Annotated in this window: 23 protein-coding genes; 17 read left to right on the top strand and 6 right to left on the bottom strand. The window is 64.9% G+C overall.

Features of this window, described 5'->3' with window-relative positions:
• The 4 genes from accB to J8I26_RS10110 form a co-directional block, all read right to left on the bottom strand.
• Positions 1-471, bottom strand: a complete 471-nt coding sequence (gene accB / locus J8I26_RS10125) for an acetyl-CoA carboxylase biotin carboxyl carrier protein (RefSeq protein WP_209606728.1) — start codon at positions 469-471, stop codon at positions 1-3.
• Between the two features lie 130 nt (positions 472-601).
• A complete protein-coding gene (aroQ, locus tag J8I26_RS10120) occupies positions 602-1,039 on the bottom strand; it encodes a type II 3-dehydroquinate dehydratase (RefSeq protein WP_209606726.1) in 438 nt (145 codons plus the stop codon).
• Positions 1,040-1,137: 98 nt separating this feature from the next.
• The gene (locus J8I26_RS10115) at positions 1,138-1,659 is read right to left on the bottom strand and encodes a TlpA disulfide reductase family protein (RefSeq protein ID WP_209606724.1); all 522 of its coding nucleotides are present in this window, start codon (positions 1,657-1,659) and stop codon (positions 1,138-1,140) included.
• Positions 1,656-2,303, bottom strand: a complete 648-nt coding sequence (locus J8I26_RS10110) for a hypothetical protein (protein ID WP_209607000.1) — start codon at positions 2,301-2,303, stop codon at positions 1,656-1,658. The genes J8I26_RS10115 and J8I26_RS10110 overlap by 4 nt, the downstream gene beginning before the upstream one ends.
• A 98-nt stretch (positions 2,304-2,401) precedes the next feature.
• Between J8I26_RS10110 and mpl the strand changes: the two genes are divergently transcribed.
• The 9 genes from mpl to J8I26_RS10065 all read left to right on the top strand — a co-directional run bounded on the left by mpl (position 2,402) and on the right by J8I26_RS10065 (position 11,455).
• The gene (mpl, locus tag J8I26_RS10105) at positions 2,402-3,781 is read left to right on the top strand and encodes a UDP-N-acetylmuramate:L-alanyl-gamma-D-glutamyl-meso-diaminopimelate ligase (RefSeq protein WP_209606722.1); all 1,380 of its coding nucleotides are present in this window, start codon (positions 2,402-2,404) and stop codon (positions 3,779-3,781) included.
• Entirely contained in the window at positions 3,778-4,377 is a 600-nt protein-coding gene (locus J8I26_RS10100; RefSeq protein ID WP_209606720.1) for a YqiA/YcfP family alpha/beta fold hydrolase, read from the top strand. Before mpl ends, J8I26_RS10100 begins: the two co-directional genes overlap by 4 nt.
• A complete protein-coding gene (locus J8I26_RS10095) occupies positions 4,377-4,985 on the top strand; it encodes a chorismate lyase (RefSeq protein WP_209606718.1) in 609 nt (202 codons plus the stop codon). The genes J8I26_RS10100 and J8I26_RS10095 overlap by 1 nt, the downstream gene beginning before the upstream one ends.
• A gap of 24 nt (positions 4,986-5,009) precedes the next feature.
• Positions 5,010-7,082 (top strand): RNB domain-containing ribonuclease, encoded by a 2,073-nt coding sequence (locus J8I26_RS10090; protein WP_209606717.1) that lies wholly within the window; start codon positions 5,010-5,012, stop codon positions 7,080-7,082.
• A gap of 55 nt (positions 7,083-7,137) precedes the next feature.
• Positions 7,138-8,019: a TonB C-terminal domain-containing protein gene (locus tag J8I26_RS10085; protein ID WP_209606715.1), complete on the top strand. Its 882-nt coding sequence runs from the start codon at positions 7,138-7,140 to the stop codon at positions 8,017-8,019.
• Positions 8,020-8,072: 53 nt separating this feature from the next.
• Positions 8,073-8,888 (top strand): shikimate dehydrogenase, encoded by an 816-nt coding sequence (gene aroE, locus J8I26_RS10080; RefSeq protein WP_209606714.1) that lies wholly within the window; start codon positions 8,073-8,075, stop codon positions 8,886-8,888.
• 35 nt (positions 8,889-8,923) lie between these two features.
• The gene (mtgA, locus tag J8I26_RS10075) at positions 8,924-9,631 is read left to right on the top strand and encodes a monofunctional biosynthetic peptidoglycan transglycosylase (RefSeq protein WP_209606998.1); all 708 of its coding nucleotides are present in this window, start codon (positions 8,924-8,926) and stop codon (positions 9,629-9,631) included.
• A gap of 189 nt (positions 9,632-9,820) precedes the next feature.
• Positions 9,821-10,786: a magnesium/cobalt transporter CorA gene (corA, locus tag J8I26_RS10070; RefSeq protein ID WP_209606712.1), complete on the top strand. Its 966-nt coding sequence runs from the start codon at positions 9,821-9,823 to the stop codon at positions 10,784-10,786.
• Positions 10,787-10,987: 201 nt separating this feature from the next.
• The gene (locus J8I26_RS10065; protein ID WP_209606710.1) at positions 10,988-11,455 is read left to right on the top strand and encodes a glycine zipper 2TM domain-containing protein; all 468 of its coding nucleotides are present in this window, start codon (positions 10,988-10,990) and stop codon (positions 11,453-11,455) included.
• Between the two features lie 86 nt (positions 11,456-11,541).
• Here J8I26_RS10065 and J8I26_RS10060 read toward each other — a convergent pair whose 3' ends face one another.
• A complete protein-coding gene (locus tag J8I26_RS10060; RefSeq protein WP_209606708.1) occupies positions 11,542-12,666 on the bottom strand; it encodes an anhydro-N-acetylmuramic acid kinase in 1,125 nt (374 codons plus the stop codon).
• 67 nt (positions 12,667-12,733) lie between these two features.
• Complete coding sequence (locus J8I26_RS10055; protein ID WP_209606706.1) at positions 12,734-14,128, bottom strand: peptidoglycan DD-metalloendopeptidase family protein; 1,395 nt, start codon at positions 14,126-14,128, stop codon at positions 12,734-12,736.
• A 234-nt stretch (positions 14,129-14,362) separates the two neighbouring features.
• Here J8I26_RS10055 and tyrS point away from each other — a divergent pair, with 234 nt between their 5' ends.
• The 8 genes from tyrS (at position 14,363) to yfcF (ending at position 21,853) form a co-directional block, all read left to right on the top strand.
• Positions 14,363-15,646 carry a tyrosine--tRNA ligase gene (tyrS, locus tag J8I26_RS10050; protein ID WP_209606704.1) on the top strand — a complete coding sequence of 428 codons (1,284 nt, stop codon included), beginning with the start codon at positions 14,363-14,365 and terminating at the stop codon, positions 15,644-15,646.
• A gap of 12 nt (positions 15,647-15,658) precedes the next feature.
• Entirely contained in the window at positions 15,659-16,120 is a 462-nt protein-coding gene (gene dtd / locus J8I26_RS10045; RefSeq protein WP_209606702.1) for a D-aminoacyl-tRNA deacylase, read from the top strand.
• Positions 16,121-16,222: 102 nt separating this feature from the next.
• On the top strand, positions 16,223-16,864 hold the full coding sequence (locus J8I26_RS10040) for a YbhB/YbcL family Raf kinase inhibitor-like protein (protein WP_209606701.1): 642 nt from the start codon (positions 16,223-16,225) through the stop codon (positions 16,862-16,864).
• Positions 16,865-16,892: 28 nt separating this feature from the next.
• Entirely contained in the window at positions 16,893-17,546 is a 654-nt protein-coding gene (locus tag J8I26_RS10035) for a histidine phosphatase family protein (RefSeq protein ID WP_209606700.1), read from the top strand.
• Between the two features lie 370 nt (positions 17,547-17,916).
• Positions 17,917-18,933 (top strand): tRNA dihydrouridine synthase DusB, encoded by a 1,017-nt coding sequence (gene dusB / locus J8I26_RS10030; protein ID WP_209606697.1) that lies wholly within the window; start codon positions 17,917-17,919, stop codon positions 18,931-18,933.
• Between the two features lie 224 nt (positions 18,934-19,157).
• Positions 19,158-19,391: a Fis family transcriptional regulator gene (locus tag J8I26_RS10025; protein WP_209606695.1), complete on the top strand. Its 234-nt coding sequence runs from the start codon at positions 19,158-19,160 to the stop codon at positions 19,389-19,391.
• Between the two features lie 94 nt (positions 19,392-19,485).
• Positions 19,486-21,057: a bifunctional phosphoribosylaminoimidazolecarboxamide formyltransferase/IMP cyclohydrolase gene (gene purH / locus J8I26_RS10020; RefSeq protein ID WP_209606693.1), complete on the top strand. Its 1,572-nt coding sequence runs from the start codon at positions 19,486-19,488 to the stop codon at positions 21,055-21,057.
• 145 nt (positions 21,058-21,202) lie between these two features.
• A complete protein-coding gene (gene yfcF, locus J8I26_RS10015; protein ID WP_209606691.1) occupies positions 21,203-21,853 on the top strand; it encodes a glutathione transferase in 651 nt (216 codons plus the stop codon).
• Positions 21,854-21,863: the final 10 nt, after the last annotated feature.

The following is a 21,863-nucleotide window of genomic DNA, read 5'->3' as shown; positions in this document are numbered from 1 at the left end:
TCAGCCCAGCACGAACAGCGGCTGGCCGAATTCGACCGGCTGGCCGTTTTCCACCAGGATCTGCTTGACCACGCCGCCCTTGTCGGCGTCGATTTCGTTCAACAGCTTCATCGCTTCGATGATGCACAGGGTATCGCCTTCCTTGACTTCCTTGCCCACTTCCACGAAGGCCGGAGCGCCCGGCGCCGAGGAGCGGTAGAAGGTGCCGACCATCGGCGACTTCACGATGTGGCCTTCCGGCACGGCGGCGGCCGGGGCGGCGGCTGCGGGAGCGGCAGCCGGAGCTGCTGCTGCGACCGGAGCGGCGACCGGCGCGTAGGCCTGCTGCTGCGGCACCATCACGACCTGGTTTTGCGCGTTCGGGGAGGATTTGACGATCCTGACTTTGCTTTCGCCTTCGGTGACTTCCAGCTCTTCGATGGCCGATTCAGCAACCAGGTCGATCAGCGTCTTGAGTTTTCGTAAATCCATTTGAATCCCTCGGAATGTAGATGAGTAGTTAAAGAATCGCCGGCGGCCATTGCGCCGACAGTATTGGGGTGCTGCTATCTAAGGTATTGCGCTTGCCTGATGCGATGCGTGATCCGATGCGGATCCGGCCTCAGGACTGACGCAGCCAGAAGTCGATCGCCAGCCGATAGCCGTCGACTCCGAAGCCGCACATGACTGCCCGGGCGATGCCGGACAGGTATGAAAAATGCCGAAATTCCTCGCGTTGATGAATATTGGAAATATGCACTTCGACGAAGGGGATCGCCACGCCGGCCAGCGCATCGCGCAGCGCCACGCTGGTGTGGGTCAGTCCGCCCGGATTGATGACGATGGCATCCACGCCCTCTTGCCGGGCCTGGTGGATGCGGTCGATCAGCGCGCCTTCGTGATTGCTTTGGAAAGACTGCAGGTGGGCGCCGGCGGCGCAGGCCTGTTCCTGGGCGCGTTTTTCAACGTCGGCCAGTGTGGTCGATCCGTAGACTTCCGGCTCCCGGGTCCCGAGCAGATTCAGGTTCGGGCCATTGAGCAGGAGAAGCTGTTTTGCCATGGAGATTGAGCTCCGTTTGACGACGATGCGCGCATTTTGCCGTCAAATGGCGTCATTTGGCAAGAAAAACTTTCTTTCACGTTTTTCTTTAAGCAGATTTACAGTCGGGAGAGGTCTTGGCGCAGCTCGTCGAACTTCAAGCGGCCGAGATAGATCTTCTTGACTTTGCCGTCCTTGCCCACGAGCGCGGTGAAGGGGAGACCGCCTGCCTGATTGCCGAATTGCCTGAGCAAATCGGTGGCGCCGGTTCCGGCAACGAAGAGAGGATAGCGGATTTGGTACTTTTGCGCAAATTGGGCGATATTTTCCTGACTATCGACGCCAATTCCCAGAATTTGCACGGGGGCGATTTCCTGCTGCAACGCGGTCAGCTCGGGCATTTCCTCCACGCAGGGGCCGCACCAGGTGGCCCAGAAATTGACCACCAGCGGCTTGCCCTTCCATTGGGCCAGCGACTGCTGCTGCCCGGAGGCGTCCGGCATCGATTGCGACAGCAGGCGGTTCAAGGCCTGGGTCTCGGGCGAGTCGGCGGGCGTGTTGCGGTGGCTTGCATACATGCCGATGCCCACGCAAATGACCGCAACCACGGCGAGGACGATGGTATTGCGCAGCTTCTTCATTGATCTTCTTCCTTCGATGTCTCTTCGATCAGGCGCGCCAGCGCTGCCGCGTCGGCACGGTCCGGGCGTTTGCCGGGCGCCGTGCGCAGACTGCCGCGCAGGTCGTCGTCTTCATACAGGGCCAGATGGGCAAGTTCCGGGTCGGCTCCCTTTTGCGGCAGCAGGAAACTCAGGGTTTCCACCGGTTGGCCGGTGCGAAAGTGCGGCGTCTCCCCGACCTCAAAATTCACGTTCTTGTTGAGCAGGAAGATTTCCACGTCCTTGGCGCTGGGCGTAAACAATTGCAGATGGATATCAGAATGCTCGCCGGCGGTGCCGTTGAGCACTGCCCCGGTGATATACGGATTATAAGATTGCAAATCCTGCATCAGTTTCAGCGCCACCCGGCGCAGGTGAGCCAGGCGCGCCGGCTGCGTGTCGGCGAAGAAGAGCTCGTTATAGATGCGCACTTCCTCTTCGATCTGCTCGTTATCGGGCATGATTTCGCCGCGTACCTTCTGGTTGCCCAGGATCTGCCTGGCAGCCTTGCGCTTGGCGCTGCCGTAGTCGGCGCCATCCTCGGCGATCATGTGCGCGGCAGCGGCGGCGATCTCGGCGCGCAGCTGTTCGGTTTCCGATGTGTAGAAATCTGGCATGGGCGACATCATACCTGCTCGTGCCGGGCGCCGCTTTTTGCCCCGGCCGGCATCGGCGGATGCGGTCGGCTCAGGTAGAATCGCACGATTACCTCAGTCGATTTGTTATGCACATTCATATTCTCGGCATTTGCGGCACCTTCATGGGCGGCCTGGCCGTCCTGGCCAAGGAGGCCGGCCACAAGGTGACCGGTTGCGACGCCAACGTCTACCCGCCGATGAGCACCCAGCTGGAAGCCCAGGGCATCGAACTGATGCAGGGCTTCGATCCCTCCCAGGTCGACCTGAAGCCGGACCTGTTTGTGATCGGCAACGTGGTTTCGCGCGGCAACCCGCTGATGGAAGAAATTCTCAACCGCGGCTTGCCCTATGTTTCCGGCCCGGAATGGATCGGCCGCCAACTCCTGCAGGACAAATGGGTGCTGTCGGTGGCCGGCACGCACGGCAAGACCACCACCTCGGCCATGCTGGCCTGGGTGCTGGAGCATGCCGGCTACAAGCCGGGTTTCCTGATCGGCGGCGTGCCGATGAACTTCGGCATCTCGGCGCGGCTGGGCAGCGATGGCCATGGCGGCCCGTCGCCCTTCTTCGTGATCGAGGCCGACGAGTACGACACCGCCTTCTTCGACAAGCGCAGCAAGTTCGTGCACTACCGTTCGCGCACCGCGATCCTGAACAACCTGGAATACGATCACGCCGACATCTTCCCCGATCTGGGCGCCATCGAAACGCAATTCCATCACCTGGTGCGCACCGTACCGGGCATCGGCCGGCTGCTGGTGAACGGCCGCGAGCCGGCGCTGCAACGTGTGATCGCGCGCGGCTGCTGGAGCGAGCGCGAGGACTTCGGCGTGGCCGAGGGCGCCGGCTGGTCGCTGGTGAACCACGACGACGGTCGTTTCGACGTGCTCTTCGACGGCCAACCGCAAGGCACCGTGCAGTGGGAGTTGACCGGCGAACACAATCGCATGAACGCACTGGCGGCCATTGCCGCGGCGCGCCACGTCGGCGTGCCGCCGACGCAGGCGATCGAGGCGCTGGGCCTGTTCCAGAGCGTCAAGCGCCGCATGGAGCTGCGCGGCACCGCCAACGGCGTGGCCGTGTACGACGACTTCGCCCACCATCCGACCGCGATTGCCACCACCGTGGCCGGCCTGCGCAAGAAGGTCGGCGGCGCACGCATCCTGGCGGTGCTGGAGCCGCGCTCCAACACCATGAAGCTGGGCACCATGAAGGAAGCGCTGTCGGCCAGCCTGGCCGATGCCGACCTGGTGTTCGGCTACGGCGCCAAGGCCGGCAAGGACGCGCTGGGCTGGAACCTGGGCGAGGCGCTGGCGCCGCTGGGGGCCAAGGCCTCGGCCCATGACGACCTGGACGCATTGGTGCAGGCGGTCAAGGCCGTTGCGCGTCCCGGCGACCAGGTGCTGGTGATGAGCAACGGCGGCTTCGGCGGCGTGCACCAGAAGCTGCTGGACGCCCTGGCATGATCCTGTATCTGCACGGTTTTCGTTCTTCGCCGCAATCGTTCAAGGCGCGCCTGATGGGGCAGCGCATGGCCGAGCTGGGCTTGCAGGATCAGTACGTTTGTCCGCAGTTGCCGGCTTCGCCGGCCGGCGCCATCGCGCTGGTCGGGTCGCTGATTGCCGGCGCCGATCCGGCGCGCCTGACGGTGGTCGGATCCTCGCTGGGCGGCTTCTATGCCACCTGGCTGGCCGAGCGGACCGGTTGCCGCGCGGTATTGCTGAACCCGGCGGTCAAGCCGCCGCGCGAGCTGGAGTCCTACGTCGGCGTAACCACGCAATACCATTCCGACGAACCCTTTGAATTCAAGCGCGAGTATGTCGATGAGCTGCGCGCGCTGATGACGGAGCGCATCACGCAGCCCGAACGTTACTTCCTGATCGCCGCCACCGGTGACGAGGTGCTGGACTGGCGCGAGATGGTGGCGCATTACCCGGGCGCGCGCCAGACCGTGATCCAAGGCAGCGACCACGGTATCGCCGAGTTCGCCGATTACCTGGGTGATGTGTTGGCCTTTTGCGGCGTCAATGTTGCCGACGCCGCTGGCAAGGCGGTGTCCTGATGCCGCATTACCCGGGCCGCGCCAACTGGATGGCGCATCCGCAGGCGCTGGCGTCGCTGCTGGCCGGCGACGGCGACTTGGCGCGTCGCACCCGCGCCTGGCTGGCCGATGCCGGGTCGATGACCTTGAAGCTGAAGGCGCGCACCGACCATTTTTCGGTGCGCCTGCTGCGCCAGCGTCCAGGCCCCATCTTGACCGACGAGTATGCTGCGCTGGGTGTGCCGGCGCGCAGCCGGGTGGTGGAGCGCGATGTGATACTGCATTGCGACGGCCGGCCGGTGGTGTTCGGCCACACCGTGCTGTCGACCTCGTCGGTGAAATCGGACTGGCCCTTTTTCAGCAAGCTGGGAACGACGCCGCTGGGCGCCAACCTGTTTTTTGACCCGCTGGTGGAGCGCAGCCCGATCCACTATGCGCGCCTGCAAGCCGACCATCCGCTGATGCGCCGCATCGCGCGGGCTTTGCCGGCCGAGGCCATGCCTTCGACCCTGTTCGCCCGCCGTTCGCTGTTCAAGCGCCGCGGCGGCGTGCTGATGGTCACCGACGTATTCCTGCCGGCCCTGGCGGCGCTGATGCGCCCCGAGGCAAAACCCCGGCAAGAGATTTAAGAAATTTGGAAACAGAAGCAGACGATGAATTTATTGTTCGAAGAATCCGGCGACTTCAAGGCCGGCTCCATCATGACCCAGCAGGGCGAGTCCTACCAGGTCGAGATGGCCTCCGGCAAGCGCGCCAAGGTCAAATCCAAGGACGCGCTGCTGCAGTTCGCCCAGCCCTCGCCGCAAGACCTGCTGCAGCAGGCGCAGGCGATCGCCGACGACGTCGACCTCGATTTCCTATGGGAAGTGGCCGGTGAAGAAGAGTTCGGCTTTGCCGAGCTGGCCGCCGAATATTTCGGCCACGCGCCCACACCGCCGGAAGCGGCCGGCATGCTGCAGCGCCTGCACAGCGCGCCGATTTATTTCTACAAGAAGGGCCGCGGCCGCTACAAGGCGGCGCCGCACGCATCGCTGCAAGCCGCGCTGGCCGGCCTGGAAAAGAAGAAGTTGCAACTGGCGGCCCAGGCTGCCTACGTCGACGAGCTCAAGGCCCACCAGCTGCCCGAGGCCTTCAAGCCCATCGCGCTGCAGTTGCTGTTCAAGCCCGACAAGAACGGCATCGAGTTCAAGGCGCTGGACGCCGCCGCCAAGGAATTGCAGACCACCCCGCAACGCCTGATGCTGGCCGCCGGCGGCGTGGCCTCGCCCAAAGAACTGCACTACGCCAAGTTCCTGTACGAGTATTTCCCGCGCGGCACCGGCTTCCCGGCCATCACCATTCCGGCGCCGACGACCAACCTGCCGACCGCCGAGGTGCAGGCCTTCTCGATCGACGACGTCACCACCACCGAGATCGACGACGCGCTGTCGGTCACGCGCATGGCCGACGGCAAGCTGCGCGTGGGCATCCACATCGCCGCGCCCGGCCTGGCCATCAAGCGCGACGATGCGATCGACGCCATCGCCCGCGCGCGCATGTCCACCGTCTACATGCCCGGCGAAAAAATCACCATGCTGCCCGACGAACTGGTCGCGGCCTATACGCTGGACGCCGGCGCCGCGCGTCCGGCGCTGTCGCTGTACGCCACGCTGGATCCGGCCAGCTGGGAAGTGCTGGGCACCGAGACCCGTGCCGAGCTGGTGCCGATCACCGCCAACCTGCGTCACAACGACCTTGACGCGCTGGTCACCGAAGAGGCGCTGGCTGCCAACACCGGCGACTATCCGCACAAGGACGAGATCGCGCTGCTGTGGCAATGGGTGCAACTGCTGGAACAAGGCCGCATGGCCAAGCGCGAGAGCTTCGGCCTGCGTCCGGAACAGAATAATCGCGTCGACTTCAACTTCTACGTCGAGGACGACGTGGTCAGCATCGTGCGCCGCAAGCGCGGCGCGCCGCTGGACAAGATCGTGGCCGAGCTGATGATCTTCGCCAACAGCACCTGGGGCAAGCTGATGGCCGACCATGGCGTGCCGGGCATCTACCGCGCGCAGGGCGGCGGTGCCGGCGGCTGGGCCGCCAAGATGCAGGTGCGCATGGTGACCCACGCGGCGCCGCACCAGGGCCTGGGCGTGGACCAGTACGCGTGGAGCACCTCGCCGCTGCGTCGTTACACCGACCTGGTCAACCAATGGCAGATACTGGCCTGCATCGAGCATGGCGTGACTGCGCCGCTGGTGGCCCCCTTCAAGCCGCGCGATGCCGACTTGTTTGCCATCGTCTCCGGCTTCGATGCCGCGTACTCGGGCTACGCCGACTTCCAGTCCACCATGGAGCGCTACTGGTGCCTGCGCTGGCTGGCGCAGAAGGAGGCGCGCCAAGTCGACGCCGTGGTGCTGAAGGACGAGATCCTGCGCTTAGTCGAGATCCCGCTGGTGCTGCGCATGCCGGGCCTGCCGTCGCTGGCGCGCGGCCTGCAGGTCAGGCTCGACCTGCTGCGCTGGGACGAGGTCGACCTCTCCGTCGAGGCGCGCTTGCTGGAAGTGCCGGCTGCGGCTGCCCAGGCGCTGGACATGGATCTGGGCGACGAAGAGGAAGAATTGCTCGAAGGCATGGCCGGCACATCCGGCGACGAGCAGGCGGAGCCGGCCGGTGACGAGGGCGAATCCCCAACTGCGGATGCGGGCGAGGACGGCGAAAGCCGGCCCGCCGATGCGGCCCAATGATGTTGGCCTGGCGTAGAATTGCTGCTTTGACCACCGTCGGACATCGGTACGCGCTGTGAATCTGTTTTCCCAACATCGTCTGCTGAGCTTCGCGCTGGGCATCTCGCTGCTGGTGCACGGCGTGTTGCTGGCCGTGCATTTCGCCGCGCCCGACGCCTTCAAGTTGAAGCCGTCCGACCCGGAGCTGGAAGTGATCCTGGTCAACGCCAAGCACGACAAGAAACCGGTCAACGCCGAGGCGCTGGCACAGGCCAATCTGGACGGTGGCGGCAACGTCGACCAGGGGCGCGCCAAGTCGCCGCTGCCGGACATGAAGCGCCAGGAAACCGGCGACAGCGTCAAGGCTGCGCAGCGTCGCGTGGCCGAGCTGGAAGAGCAGCAGCGCAAGATGCTGGCGCAGGCCAAGGCCTCGCAGCAGAATGTGGCCAGCGCCGAGCAGCAAAAGCCCAAGGAGGCGCCGCAGCTCAATGCGCGCGACATGATCGAGACCGCCAAGGCGATGGCGCGCATGGAGGCCGAGGTCGCCAAGAACATCGAGGAATACAACAAGCGCCCCAAGAAGACCCAGATCACGCCGAGCACGCGTGAGGTCGGATACGCCCAGTATTACAAGGCGCTGCAGGACAAGATCGAAAAGGTCGGCACGCTCAATTTCCCGAGCAAGGACGGCCAGAAGCTGTACGGCGAGTTGCTGGTGATCATCCCGGTGTTCCAGGACGGCACCATCTACGAGCGCGACGGCGGGGTGGTGGTCAAGACCAGTTCCGGCAACCCGGCGCTGGATCGGGCGGCAGTGGCCATCGTGCGCCGCTCGGCGCCGTTCGGCCGCTTCCCTGAGAACATGCGCAGCACCGGCAAGGATGACGTCTGGGAGATCGTGACGCGCTTTCGCTTCACGCGCGACCAAGGGCTGCAGACGCAGATCGGCGCCGGCTGATACGCCGGGCGGCCAAGGACAACAAGACAGGCACACGGAACAGGCGGACCAACATGGATGCATACGTCGTCATCGGCAATCCGATTGCCCACAGCAAATCTCCCGAGATCCACGCGCAGTTCGCCGCCCAGACCGGCCAGACGCTGAGCTATGAGCGCCTGCTGGCGCCGCTGCACGGCTTCAAGGCCAGCGTGCAGGTGTTTCAGCGTCGCGGCGGACGCGGCGCCAACGTCACCGTGCCCTTCAAGCTGGAAGCGTTCGCGCTGGCCGACCACCTGTCCGAGCGCGCGCGCCTGGCCGGCGCGGTCAACACGCTTAGGTTCGACGGCGGCCGGGTCTACGGCGACAACACCGACGGCGCCGGCCTGGTGACCGACATCACCGTCAATGCCGGCGTGGCGTTGGGCGGGCGTCGCATCCTCCTGCTGGGCGCCGGCGGCGCGTCGCGCGGCGCGCTGTTGCCGCTGCTGGAGCAACAGCCGGCCGAGCTGGTGGTGGTCAACCGCACCCAATCCAAGGCCGCCGAGCTGGCCGCACAGTTCGCCGAGTACGGCCCGGTCAGGAGCGCCGCCTACGCCGACCTGGACGGCGCCTTCGACCTGATCGTCAACGCCACCTCGGCCAGCCTCTCTGACGACTTGCCGCCGTTGCCGACCAGCGTCTACGGTCGCGATACGCTGGCCTACGACATGATGTACGGCCGCCAGCCCACGGTGTTCATGCAGAGCGCGCAGCAGCACGGCGCCGTCGCCCGCGATGGCCTGGGCATGCTGGTGGAGCAGGCGGCAGAGGCCTTCTTCATCTGGCGCGGCGTGCGGCCCGACACCTCCGAGGTGTTCGCCAATCTGCGCCGCCAGCTCTCCGAATAAGTCGCGTCACGCCACAACAAGAACAACGGCACATGATGAAATCCGCCCGCAAGCTGCTCCTCTGGATCATCCTCGTTCCCATCGCCTGCGTGCTGTTGCTGCAGGCGTATTTCTTCCTGCAGATCTGGTGGTGGAAGGATCACAACCCGGACTCCACCAGCTTCATGCGCCAGCGTCTGTCCATCCTGCAGGAGCAAAATCCCAACGCGCAGCTGCAGTTCAAATGGGTGCCCTACGCGCGCATCTCCAACAATCTGAAGCGAGCCATCATCGCCTCCGAGGATTCCAATTTCTCCGAGCATGACGGCATCGACTGGGACGCTCTGCAAAAGGCCTACGAGAAGAACGAGAAGAAGGGCAAGGTGGTGGCCGGCGGCTCCACCATCACCCAGCAGCTGGCCAAGAACCTGTTCCTCTCGGGCGAACGCAGCTATCTGCGTAAGGCGCAGGAATTCGTGATCACTTACATGCTTGAATTCCTGATGGACAAGCAGCGCATCTTCGAGATCTACCTGAACGTGGTGGAGTGGGGCAACGGCGTGTTCGGCGCCGAGGCCGCTTCCCAGCACTATTACCGCACCACGGCCGCCAACCTCGGCGCCGAGCAGGCCGCGCGCCTGGCGGTGATGCTGCCGCGTCCGCGCTTCTACGACAAGAACCGCGGTTCCGGCTACCTGGCCGCGCGCACCGGCCTGATCTTGCGCCGCATGAATGCGGCGTCGCTGCCGCCGGCGCATAAATAACCCCGTCAATTCCCGTCGGCCGGCATGCGCCGCGCATGCGCGTGACAGGCGCATGACATATCGCCCGCAGTGCGCGCCGAGCTTGCCTGCGGCTATGGTTGAACGTACACTTGCGCACGTTCCGGGGCGTGCCCGGAGCCGAGCGTTCCGGCGCCTTCACCTTCCCCGCGTTCCAGCCAGCGAGAGCCCATGATCAATGTATTCGTGTTGCAAAACGGCCGACTCAGCCAGGTCAATATCGACAGCCGCGCCGACCTGGAACAGGCAACACCGGTATGGGTCGACCTGACTGAACCGAATGACGAAGAGCGCGCCTGGGTCAAGAGCATCTATGGCGTGACGCTGCCGGACGAAGACGAATTCAGCGACATCGAAGCCTCGGCGCGTTATTTCGAAGCCGAGAACGGCGACCTGCACCTGCGCACCGATTTCCTGTTCGAAGGCGACGACGACGCCTCGTCGACCATGACAGTAGCCTTCATCCTGGCCCGCAACATCCTGTTCTCGGTGCATGCCGAGGACTTGCCGGTATTCCGGCTGGTGCGCATGCGCGCGCGCTCGCGTCCCGGCTCCATCGGCGACTATCGCGACGTACTGCTGGACCTGTATGAGACCGACGCCGAATATTCCGCCGACGCGCTCGAAGGCATCTACCAGAAACTGGAAGCGGTCAGCACCAGCGTGCTGAAGAAAAGCCTGTCCGACCAGGCCGCGGCCGAGGTGCTTAACACCATCGCTCACGAAGAAGATTTGAACGGTCGCATCCGCCGCAACATGATGGACACGCGCCGCGCGGTCAGCTTCCTGATGCGCGGCCGCCTGCTGAGCTCCGAACAGTTCGAGGACGCGCGCCAGATCCTGCGCGACATCGAATCGCTGGACGGCCACACCGCCTTCCTGTTCGACAAGATCAACTTCCTGATGGACGCCACCGTCGGCTTCATCAACATCAACCAGAACAAGATCATCAAGATCTTCTCGGTGGCCTCGGTAGCCTTCCTGCCGCCGACGCTGATCGCCAGCATCTATGGCATGAACTTCAAGTGGATGCCGGAGCTGGAGTGGGCGGTCGGTTATCCGATCGCGATCATGATGATGATCGGCTCGGCGATCGCGCCGTTCTGGTATTTCCGTCGGCGCGGCTGGCTCAATTAAGCGGCACCGGGTGAGCCAAGCGCCACGCGCTTGTCGCGCCATCCCCGCAGTCGCTGCCAGTGGAGAAATCCTCCCTCCGCACAGATGATGCCGAATGGCGTCGTCGCTGTTTATCTGACAAGCATTATGGCGCTTCTCCGATGTCGCAGGCGGCGCGCGCGCGGCACACTGCAGCCATCAGAATGGATAGAGGAGTCCGTCATGTCGAGCAGACACCATTTCACTTCGCTGGCCGTGGTCAGCCTGAGCTTCGCCGGCATCCTGTTCGGTTGCGCCAGCCCGCAGCAGCCCTACGGCGCGGCGCCGCAGTCGCAGAGTTATGACCGCGTGGCTTCCTACAACGGCACCGGCGTGGTCGAGGCCATCGAAGTCACTCACAAGGAAAGCAGCGGCGTGGCCGGCGCCGTGGTCGGCGGTGTGGCCGGCGGCCTGTTGGGCAGCACCATCGGCGGCGGCACCGGCCAGGCGGTGGCCACAGTAGCGGGCGCGGCCGGCGGCGCCTACGCCGGCAACAAGATCCAGCGCAATAATTCGGCCGGCAAGCAGATCTACAACATCCGCGTGCGCATGAGCGACGGCTCGCTGCAGACCTTCGCCCAGGAAGACAACACTGACTTCCGCGTGGGTGACCGCGTGCGCCTGGATAACGGTCGCATTTCGCGCTACTGATCGCTTCGGGATCGCCATGTCGGTCCTGCGGTCGGCGCAATAAAAATCCCCGCCTTGGCGGGGATTTTTATTGGCGCACGCGCGGATCACGCCGGATACAGCGCCCCCAGTACACGCAGGCCCCGCGCGCCGGTCACGGCCGGCAGGTTGCCCGGCAGGCGACGGTCGAAGCGGCGCGCCAGCCAGGCGAAGGCCAGCGCTTCCACCCGGTTGGGCGCTACGCCCAGCAGCGCCGTCGATTGCACCTCGGCGCGCCCGTCCAGCGCCTGGCGCAGCAGGCGCATCAGGAACTCGTTCTCGGCGCCGCCGCCGCAGATGTAGACTTTGCGCGCGTCGGGCGCATGGCCGATGATGGCGTCGGCGATGGTGCCGGCGGTCAGCATGGTCAGCGAGGCCTGCACATCGGCCGGGGCCACGGCTTCGCCGGTGCGCTGCAGCGCCGCCTGCAGCCAGTCCAGGTTGAACAGGTCGCGGCCCGAACTCTTGGGCGGCGCCAGGCGGAAGAAGGCGGCGTCGCGCAGTTGCGCCAGCAGGCCGGCGTGCACCGTGCCCGAGGCGCCCCAGTCGCCGTTGGCATCGTACGGGCGGCCCTGATGCAGCAGGACCCAGCCGTCCATCAACGCATTGCCGGGGCCGGTATCGAAGCCGGTGGTGCCCTGTCCGGCGCCGGCCGGCAGGATGCTCAGGTTGGCGATGCCGCCGATGTTGACCACCACCCGCGACTCGCTGTCGTCGCCGAACACGGCGCGGTGGAAGGCCGGCACCAGCGGCGCGCCCTGGCCGCCGGCGGCGACGTCGCGGCTGCGGAAATCGGCCGCCACGTTGATCCCGGTCAGTTCGGCCAGCAGCGCCGGATTGTTGGTCTGGCGCGTGAAGCCCAGCTCGGGGCGATGGCGGATGGTCTGGCCGTGCACGCCCACCATGCGGATATCGGCGGCGCTCTTGCCGCTTTGGTGCAGCAGCTGCGCCACGCAGTCGGCGTAATGCACGGCCAGCGCATTGGCGGCCAGCGCTTCGCGCTCGATCTCGTTGGGGCCGGCGGCCTGCAGCGCCATCAGGTCGGCGCGCAGGTGGTCGGGGAAGGGTACATAAGCCGCCGCCAGCGTGGAGGTGATGGCATCGCCGGCGCCGAAGTCGGCCAGCACGCCGTCGACGCCGTCGAGGCTGGTGCCGGACATCAGGCCGATGTAAAGAGTGGAGGTATCTGGCATGGCGCGCAAAAAGAAAAAGGGCGGTCGCTGATTCTACAGCGACCGCCCCGATACAGGTGCCGGCGAATTACCTGGACGCCAGCTTCACGTCCGGTGCGCCCGGCACGCGCAGCATGGCCATGCGGTGCTGCATGTCGTCGGCCACGGCGCGGAAGCTCTTCATCTGCGGGCCGGTCAGCGCCTGGTTGTTGGGCACATCGACCGACAGCGGATTGCGCGGCTGGTTGTTGACGCGGAACTCGTAGTGCAGGTGCGGGCCGGTGGCCCAGCCGGTCATGCCGACGAAGCCGATCACGTCGTTCTGGCTGATCTTCATGCCCTTCTTTATGCCCGAGGCGAAGCGGCTCATGTGGCCGTAGGCGGTCGAGTAGCCGCTCCAGTGCTTGATCACGACGATATTGCCGTAGCCGTTTTGCTGGCCGACGAAGTCGACCACGCCGTCGGCGGCTGCATGGATCGGGGTGCCGGTGGGCGCGGCGAAGTCGACGCCGGTGTGCTGCTTCCACTTGCCCAGGATCGGGTGCAGGCGCATCGAGAATCCGGAGGAAATCCGGGTGAAGGCCAGCGGCGACTTCAGGAAGGCTTTCTTGAGCGACTTGCCGTCGAAGGCGTAGTAACCGCCGCCGCCGGTCTTGCTGGCCGGGTCGTTGAACCACACGGCCTGGTAGCGGTTGCCGGCGTTGTCGAATTCGCCCGCCAGTACGCGGCCGGTACGCACCAGGTCGCCGTTTTGCCAGAATGTCTCGTAGACCACGTTGAAGCGGTCGCCGCGGCGCAGGTCGGAGGCGAAATTGATGTTGGTGGCGAACATGTCGACCAGTTGCATGGCCACGGTGTCGGGGATCTGCGCCGAATCGGTGGCGGCGAACAGCGAGGAGAAGATGGTGCCGGCGCGCATCTCGACGCGGCGCTCCAGCACGGCGGGCACGGCGTCGGCCTTCAGGTGGCCGCCTTCGCGCGAGACCACCAGGTTGCGCGGCGCGTCGCCGCCGTCGTCCAGGGTGGCCGACAGCTTGATCAGCTCGCCGTTCTCGTCGGTCTGGGCCACCACGCGCTTGCCGGCGCGCAGCTGCATCACCGAACGCGCCAGCGTATCGGACTTGATGAAGCTGGCGGCTTCGTCGTCGTCCACGCCCAGGCGGTTCAGCAGCGCGGCCAGGGTGTCGCCGGTGCGCACCTTCTCTTCATTGACGTAATACTGCGAATTCTCTTCCAGCGAGGCGATCTGCGACTGCAGGTCGGGCAGGGCCAGATCCTTGGAAATCGGGTTGACCGGGGCGTCCTTCATGTCCGGCTCGGCCGGCGCAAAACCCGCGGCGCCGATGGTGAACGCGGCCAGGAACAGGGCGCTCGCGCCGACGATGCGGGTCTTAGGCGAGGAGCCGGCGATTTTGTGGTGCGTGGACTGGAGGACGGAGATGCATCGGGACGTGACGCGCTTGAATTTATCTTGTGGGAACATGCAATACGTTAAAATCTGACGTTTCCGCAGCGGATGACGCGTCTATTGGCAATACGGCGTTACTGTCCCCCCGCCGTGTTGCACCCGCGAAACGTCCGCCTGGATGTGAATGCACTCTCTGCTGGTGAGCTTCTAAGGCCGCGTCCAGGCGCTCAGCAGAAAAACGAAAGTCGGAATTATAGCAACACGCATTCGCGGCACTGTCCTACAAATGCCTATTTTTTAGTTATATCGATGAACGCAGACCAGTCTTCTACCCCCGCCAACGCGGCCCCAAGCTCATCCGTTAACGCGTCGGCCAACGCGCCCTTGCCGTTGAGCGACAAAGTTCAGGAGGCGATGGCCATCGCCCGCCGCGGCGTGGATGAGCTGCTCATCGAAAGCGAATTCGCCCAGAAGCTGGCGCGCTCCGAGCAGAGCGGCCAGCCGCTGCGCATCAAGCTGGGACTGGATCCGACCGCGCCCGACCTGCATCTGGGTCACACCGTGGTGCTCAACAAGATGCGCCAGCTGCAAAACCTGGGCCATCAGGTGATCTTCCTGATCGGCGACTTCACCTCGATGATCGGCGACCCGTCCGGCCGCAACGCCACCCGTCCGCCGTTGACGCGCGAGCAGATCGAAGTCAATGCCAAGACTTACTTCGCCCAGGCCAGCCTGGTGCTGGATCCGAGCAAGACCGAGATCCGCTACAACTCCGAATGGTGCGACCCGCTGGGCAGCCGCGGCATGATCCAGCTGGCCTCGCGCTACACCGTGGCGCGCATGATGGAGCGCGACGATTTCACCAAGCGCTTCAAGGAAGGCACGCCGATCTCGGTGCATGAGTTCCTCTACCCGCTGATGCAGGGTTACGACTCGGTGGCGCTGAAGTCCGACCTGGAACTGGGCGGCACCGACCAGAAGTTCAACCTGCTGGTGGGGCGCGAACTGCAGAAGGACTGGGGCCAGGAGCCGCAGTGCATCCTGACCATGCCGCTCTTGGAAGGCCTGGACGGCGTGGAAAAGATGTCCAAGTCCAAGGGCAACTACATCGGCATCACCGAGCCGGCCAACACCATGTTCGCCAAGGTGATGAGCATTTCCGACGTGATGATGTGGCGCTACTACGACCTGCTGTCGTTCCGCTCCATCGCCGAGATCGCCGCCTTCAAGGCTGAGGTCGGGGCCGGCAAGAACCCGCGTGACATCAAGGTCGCGCTGGCGCAGGAAATCGTCGCGCGCTTCCACTCGCAGCAGGCCGCTGAGGACGCGCTGGCCGACTTTGTCAACCGCTCCAAGGGCGGCATCCCTGACGACATTCCGGAAGTTGCGCTGTCGGGCGCGCCGCTGGGCATCGGCCAGCTGCTGAAGCAGGCCAACCTGTGCGCCTCCACCTCGGAAGCGCTGCGCATGGTCGAGCAGGGCGGCGTGCGCATCGACGGCGCGGTCATCAGCGACAAGGGTCTGAAGGTCGAGGCCGGCCAGTTCGTGGTCCAGGTCGGCAAGCGCAAGTTCGCGCGCGTCACGCTGGCGTAAGCGCGTTCGGCGATGATCGCGCTGCTGCAACGAGTCAGCCATGCGGCTGTCGTAGTGGATGGGGAAACCGTCGGCGCCATCGATGCCGGCCTGATGGTGCTGGTCTGCGCCGAGCGCAACGACACCCCGGCCGACGCCGATGCGCTGCTGACCAAGCTGCTGGCCTATCGCGTGTTCGCCGATGAGGCCGGCAAGATGAACCGCAGCGTTGCCGACCTGCAAGGTGGCCTGTTGCTTGTGCCGCAATTTACGTTGGCGGCCGACACCAATTCCGGCACGCGGCCCTCGTTCACGCCGGCCGCAGCCCCCGAGCTGGGCCGCCAGCTGTTCGACCACTTCGTGGCGCAGGCGCGCGTGCGTCATGGCGACGCCTGGGTCGGCACCGGCCGCTTCGGCGCCGACATGAAGGTGTCGCTGACCAACGACGGCCCGGTCACCTTCTGGCTGCAGGTCAAGCCCAAGGTTCCGGCCTGAGGGGGCAACCGGCAGTTGAGGACGACGGTTGAAGGCGGCCCGGCCATCCCCATCTGGTTTGTCAAAGCGTTTGAATTCGGTTCATTCTTCTGAGGAGGCGACATGAAATTCTGGAGCGATTCTTTCAAGGACGGCGACACCATCCCGGGCGAGTTCGCATTCGCCGTGGCGGATCCCAAGACCCATGTCGCCTTATCTTCCAACCGCAATCCGCACTTCGCCTGGAGCGAGCTGCCGGCCGGCACCAAATCGCTGGCGCTGGTGGTGCATGACCCCGACGTGCCTTCGCGCGGCGACGACGTCAACCAGGAAGGCAAGACCGTGCCGCTGGAGCTGCCCCGCGTGGACTTCTATCACTGGGCGCTGGTGGACATCCCTCCGTCGGTATCGCAGATCAAGGCCGGCCAGTTCAGCAACGGCGTGACCGCGCGCGGCAAGCCGGGGCCGGCGGTGCTGGGCGACACCATGCCGGGCGCGCGCCAGGGCATCAACGACTACACCGGCTGGTTCGCCGGCGACGGCGACATGCGCGGCGACTATTTCGGTTACGACGGCCCTTGCCCGCCGTGGAACGACGCGCTGGTGCATCGCTACATCTTCACGCTTTACGCGCTGGACGTAGAGCAGTTGCCGGTGGTCGGTAATCTGGAAGGCTCGGTGGTGGTGACCGCCTTGCGCGACCACGTGCTGGAACACGCCGCCATCACCGGCCTATACACGCTCAATCCCAAGGCCACGCGTTGAGCGCGCGCCGACACAAGCATCGCAACGCATGACTGACATACTGCTGATTCGCCACGGCGAAACCGCCTGGAACGTGGACAAGCGCATCCAGGGCCACATCGACATCCCGCTCAACGAAGCCGGCGAGCGTCAGGTACAGGCGCTGGGCGCGGCGCTGGCCGAGGAGGGCATCGACGCCATCTTCGCCAGCGACCTGCAGCGCGCCCGCGCCACCGCGCAGGCGGTGGCCGACGCCACCGGCCTGCAGGTGGGCATCGACGCCGGCCTGCGCGAGCGCTGTTACGGCGCTTTTGAGGGTCTGCGTCACGTCGACATCGAGGCCAAATACCCCGAGGCCTTCAAGCTCTGGAAGGCGCGCGCGCCGGATGTGCGCTACCCGGCCGGCGAGGAGCGTGAAGCCGAGACCATGCGCGAGTTCTATCAGCGCTCGGTCGACGCCGTGCGGCGCGTGCTAGACGGCGGCGGCAAGAGCTACCGCAAGGTGGCCATCGTCACCCATGGCGGCGTCCTGGAGTGCCTGCACCACTGGGCCAGCGGCACCGGCTTTGAGCAGCCGCGCACCTTCGACATCTTCAACGCCAGCGTCAACCGCCTGCACTGGGACGGCGAGCGCGCGCAGATCCGCTCCTGGGGCGAGATCGGTCACCTCAACCGCGAGACCCTGGACGAAGTCGACCGCTGAGGCGATATCCAGCGCCGTTTGCTGTCATCACGAGGCCGCCGTGTTCCTGTCCGGGCACGGCGGCCTTGTTGTTTTCGATGGATTCCCGTGAAATGGGAGAGTGTTGTTGCGTGCCTAATATTTAGGCGACGTTGGACGACATTTGGAGGCCGAAAAGGGCTGTTGCCCACGTCGCCGAAAATATTCACAAAAACTTTTACGCAACGCCGCAGCCGCTTGTCTTGATACATGTGCAAGAAGTTGAATCTGCTCAATAAATAATCACTCCAAAACGCGGCACAAAGATGTAACCACGCCCGATTCTAGTTGGGCGTGGCCCGCAATCGCGCTAAAATAGCGCCCTTTCCCCGCACTCCCCCTGATTTCCGTCGTGAACATTGGACCGTATTCCTTGCGAAACAACGTGTTCGTCGCCCCCATGGCGGGCGTGACCGACCGTCCGTTCCGCCAGCTGTGCAAGCAGCTGGGCGCAGGCTATGCCGTGTCCGAAATGGCGGCGTCCGATCCGCGCCTGTGGCATAGCGAGAAAACTTCGCGCCGCATCAACCACGACGGCGAGATGGAGCCCAAGGCGGTGCAGATCGCCGGGGCCGATCCGGAGATGCTGGCGCAAAGCGCGAAGTACAACGTCGAACGCGGCGCGCAGATCATCGACATCAACATGGGCTGCCCGGCCAAGAAGGTCTGCAACAGCTGGTGCGGCTCGGCCCTGTTGCAGGACGAAGACCTGGTGGCGCGCATCCTTGATGCGGTGGTGGGCGCGGTCGACGTGCCGGTGACGCTGAAGTTTCGCACCGGCTGGAACCGCGCCAACAAGAACGCGCTGAAGATCGCTGCGCTGGCCGAACAGGCCGGCATCGCCATGCTCACGCTGCACGGCCGCACGCGCGCCGACGGCTACAGCGGCGATGCCGAGTACGAGACCATTGCCGCGGTCAAGGCCGCGGTGAAGATCCCGGTGGTCGCCAACGGCGACGTCACCACGCCCGAGAAGGCGCGCGAGGTGTTGCGCGTCACCGGCGCCGACGCCGTCATGGTCGGTCGCGCCGCCCAGGGGCGGCCGTGGATCTTCCGCGAGATCGACCACTTCCTGCGCACCGGCGAGTATTTACCGGCGCCGCTGGTGACCGAGGTCGAGGAGCTGATGGCCGAGCACCTGCAGGCGCACTATGCGTTCTACGGCGACTACCTCGGCGTGCGCACCGCGCGCAAGCACATTGGCTGGTACGTGCGCGACCTGCCGGGCGGCGAACAATTCCGCCGCGGCATGAACCGCATCGAGGATTGCGCCGAGCAGCTGGCGGCGGTGCGCGGATTCTTCGCAGGACAGGCAGCCTATGGCGAGCGCTTGCAGTACGGCCTCGCGGACGTAGCGCTGGCGGCCTGAGTTTTCTGGATCGACCAAGCACAGGGATGCCGCGCAGGCGGGCGCATCATTGGCAGCAGCATTGCATGAGCCCGTCCGGCCAAGGCGGACAAGACGAATCGGATGCGCACAAGCGCAATTGATCAACAGCACGGCGACGTCGCAAACAAACCAGTCCACGGGGGACGCAACATCAGATTGCGTACGGCCGCGGCGGCGCCGATAAAAACAGAAGCAGCAAAGCAATGAGCAAAGAAAGCATTGAGGATGTCGTCAAGAAGAGCCTGGAGAAATACTTCCGGGATCTGGGCGAGCAACTGCCCACCAACGTCTACGAGATGGTCTTGTCGACCGTCGAGAAGCCGGTCTTCGAGACCGTGATGGCGCGCGCCGAGGGCAACCAGTCCCAGGCCGCCGAGATTCTCGGCATCAACCGCAACACGCTGCGCAAGAAATTGCAGCAGCACGGCCTGCTGTAGCCGGCGTGCCGGCAGGCGCCGGCGCGCTCGACTGTACGGGTTTCATTCCAACGGTTTTTCAGGTTTTTATCTTCCTTACCTAGTCTTGCCTACCATGATCAAACAAGCACTCATTTCCGTATCCGACAAGGCCGGCGTGCTCGACTTCGCTCGCGCGTTGTCGGCCATGGGCGTCAACATCCTGTCCACCGGCGGCACTGCCAAGCTGCTGGCCGACAACGGCGTTCCCGTCACCGAAGTGGCCGACTACACCGGCTTCCCGGAAATGCTGGATGGCCGCGTCAAGACGCTGCATCCCAAGGTGCACGGCGGCATCCTGGCGCGTCGCGATTTCCCCGAGCATGTCGCCGCGCTGGAAAAGCACGCCATCCCGACCATCGACATGGTGGTGGTGAACCTGTACCCGTTCCAGCAGACCGTGGCCAAGCAAGAGTGCTCGCTGGAAGACGCGATCGAGAACATCGACATCGGCGGCCCGGCCATGCTGCGTTCCTCGGCCAAGAACCACAAGGACGTGATCGTGATCTGCGATCCGACCGACTACGAAGGCGTGCTGGCCGACCTGAAGGGCAGCGGCGACCTGCCGTACGAAAAGCGCTTCGCGCTGGCCAAGAAGGTGTTCGCCCACACCGCGCAATACGACGGCGCCATCACCAACTACTTCACCTCGCTGGGCGAAGACAAGCAGCACGCCACCCGCAGCGCCTATCCGGCCACGCTGAACGTGCACTTCGAGAAGGTGCAGGACATGCGCTACGGCGAGAACCCGCACCAGACCGCCGCCTTCTACCGCGACATCAAGAAGGTCGACGGCGCGCTGGCCAACTACACCCAGCTGCAGGGCAAGGAACTGTCCTTCAACAACATCGCCGACGCCGACGCCGCGTGGGAATGCGTGAAGAGCTTCGACCCGGTCGCTGAAGCCGCCTGCGTGATCATCAAGCACGCCAACCCCTGCGGCGTGGCGATCGGCGCCAATCCGCTGGAAGCCTACAGCAAGGCCCTGCAGACCGACCCGACCTCGGCCTTCGGCGGCATCATCGCCTTCAACCGCGAAGTCGACGGCGCAGCCGCCGAAGCGGTGGCCAAGCAATTCCTGGAAGTGCTGATCGCGCCGTCTTTCAGCGCCGAAGCCAAGGCGATCTTCGCCGCCAAGCAGAACGTGCGCCTGCTGGAAATCCCGCTGGGCGGCGGTCTGAACGGCTACGACTTCAAGCGCGTCGGCGGCGGCCTGCTGGTGCAGTCGCCGGACGCCAAGAACGTGCTGCTGGCTGACGTCAAGGTGGTCAGCAAGAAGCAGCCGACCCCGCAACAGCTGCAAGACCTGATGTTCGCCTGGCGCGTGGCCAAGTTCGTGAAGTCCAACGCCATCGTGTTCTGCGGCAACGGCATGACCTTGGGCGTCGGCGCCGGCCAGATGAGCCGTATCGACTCCGCCCGCATCGCCTCGATCAAGGCGCAGAACGCCGGCCTGACCCTGGCCGGTTCGGCCGTGGCGTCGGACGCGTTCTTCCCGTTCCGCGACGGCCTGGACGTGGTGGTCGACGCGGGTGCTACCTGCGTGATTCACCCGGGCGGCTCCATGCGCGACCAGGAGGTGATCGACGCCGCCAACGAGCGCGACGTGGTGATGCTGCTGACCGGCACCCGCCACTTCCGTCACTGATCGCAGCCGCCGTCGCGCGGCGCGAGAGGAAAGACGCAAAATACAAAACGCCCGGCATGTCCGGGCGTTTTGCTTTAATGTGTCGACTCCAAACGCGCCTGCGTGAATCCAGCCGCAGGCGTCACACATATACAGGGAGAAACCTTTGGATACGCCACCGTTCAAGCTCTACGTCGACGCCCAGTTCATCAGCCCCTACGCCATGTCGGCCTTCGTCACGCTGACCGAGAAGGGCCTGCCGTTCGAGCTGCTGGCCATCGACCTGGCGTCGCGCCAGAACCAGGCGCCGGGTTACGCCAGCGTGTCGCTGACGCGGCGCGTGCCGGCCTTGTCCGAAGGCGACTTCCATCTGGCCGAGTCGACCGCGATTTCTGAATACCTGGAAGAGCGCTTCCCGGCGCCGGCCCATCGCGCGGTGTATCCGGCCGACCTGCAACAGCGCGCCAAGGCGCGCGAAATCCAGGCCTGGCTGCGCAGCGACCTGCTGGCGATCCGCCAGGAACGCCCGACCGAGGTGGTGTTCTACGGCGAAGGCTTTGCGCCCTTGTCGGACGCCGGCAAGGCGGCTGTCGCCAAGCTGGTGTCGGCGGTGCAGACGGTGCTGGCCGGCAAGGACAACCTGTTCGGCGAGTGGTGCATCGCCGACACCGACCTGGCCGTGATGCTCAACCGCTTGGCCCTGCACGGCGACGCCTTGCCGGAAGAGTTGCAGCGCTATGCCAAGGCACAATGGCAGCGCCCGTCGGTACAGCAGTGGGTGCGCCAGGCGCAGGCAATGAAGGCGGCCACGCCGTAAGCCGCGAAAG

The sequence above is a fragment of the Herbaspirillum sp. LeCh32-8 genome (genome assembly GCF_017814915.1).
Taxonomy (GTDB): domain Bacteria; phylum Pseudomonadota; class Gammaproteobacteria; order Burkholderiales; family Burkholderiaceae_D; genus Herbaspirillum.
Note: the sequence above shows the minus strand (reverse complement) of the source record. Positions and strands in the feature narration are given on the sequence as shown.

What these genes read in the sequence shown, in the direction of transcription:
- accB (WP_209606728.1), bottom strand. Translation starts at nt 471, where the DNA reads ATGGATTTACGAAAACTCAAGACGCTGATCGACCTGGTTGCTGAATCG.
- mtgA (WP_209606998.1), top strand. Translation starts at nt 8,924, where the DNA reads ATGAAATCCGCCCGCAAGCTGCTCCTCTGGATCATCCTCGTTCCCATC.
- aroE (WP_209606714.1), top strand. Translation starts at nt 8,073, where the DNA reads ATGGATGCATACGTCGTCATCGGCAATCCGATTGCCCACAGCAAATCT.
- J8I26_RS10100 (WP_209606720.1), top strand. Translation starts at nt 3,778, where the DNA reads ATGATCCTGTATCTGCACGGTTTTCGTTCTTCGCCGCAATCGTTCAAG.
- J8I26_RS10025 (WP_209606695.1), top strand. Translation starts at nt 19,158, where the DNA reads ATGAGCAAAGAAAGCATTGAGGATGTCGTCAAGAAGAGCCTGGAGAAA.
- J8I26_RS10110 (WP_209607000.1), bottom strand. Translation starts at nt 2,303, where the DNA reads ATGTCGCCCATGCCAGATTTCTACACATCGGAAACCGAACAGCTGCGC.
- J8I26_RS10095 (WP_209606718.1), top strand. Translation starts at nt 4,377, where the DNA reads ATGCCGCATTACCCGGGCCGCGCCAACTGGATGGCGCATCCGCAGGCG.
- mpl (WP_209606722.1), top strand. Translation starts at nt 2,402, where the DNA reads ATGCACATTCATATTCTCGGCATTTGCGGCACCTTCATGGGCGGCCTG.
- dtd (WP_209606702.1), top strand. Translation starts at nt 15,659, where the DNA reads ATGATCGCGCTGCTGCAACGAGTCAGCCATGCGGCTGTCGTAGTGGAT.
- J8I26_RS10090 (WP_209606717.1), top strand. Translation starts at nt 5,010, where the DNA reads ATGAATTTATTGTTCGAAGAATCCGGCGACTTCAAGGCCGGCTCCATC.
- corA (WP_209606712.1), top strand. Translation starts at nt 9,821, where the DNA reads ATGATCAATGTATTCGTGTTGCAAAACGGCCGACTCAGCCAGGTCAAT.
- J8I26_RS10060 (WP_209606708.1), bottom strand. Translation starts at nt 12,666, where the DNA reads ATGCCAGATACCTCCACTCTTTACATCGGCCTGATGTCCGGCACCAGC.
- purH (WP_209606693.1), top strand. Translation starts at nt 19,486, where the DNA reads ATGATCAAACAAGCACTCATTTCCGTATCCGACAAGGCCGGCGTGCTC.
- J8I26_RS10115 (WP_209606724.1), bottom strand. Translation starts at nt 1,659, where the DNA reads ATGAAGAAGCTGCGCAATACCATCGTCCTCGCCGTGGTTGCGGTCATT.
- aroQ (WP_209606726.1), bottom strand. Translation starts at nt 1,039, where the DNA reads ATGGCAAAACAGCTTCTCCTGCTCAATGGCCCGAACCTGAATCTGCTC.
- J8I26_RS10055 (WP_209606706.1), bottom strand. Translation starts at nt 14,128, where the DNA reads ATGTTCCCACAAGATAAATTCAAGCGCGTCACGTCCCGATGCATCTCC.
- J8I26_RS10065 (WP_209606710.1), top strand. Translation starts at nt 10,988, where the DNA reads ATGTCGAGCAGACACCATTTCACTTCGCTGGCCGTGGTCAGCCTGAGC.
- J8I26_RS10035 (WP_209606700.1), top strand. Translation starts at nt 16,893, where the DNA reads ATGACTGACATACTGCTGATTCGCCACGGCGAAACCGCCTGGAACGTG.
- J8I26_RS10040 (WP_209606701.1), top strand. Translation starts at nt 16,223, where the DNA reads ATGAAATTCTGGAGCGATTCTTTCAAGGACGGCGACACCATCCCGGGC.
- tyrS (WP_209606704.1), top strand. Translation starts at nt 14,363, where the DNA reads ATGAACGCAGACCAGTCTTCTACCCCCGCCAACGCGGCCCCAAGCTCA.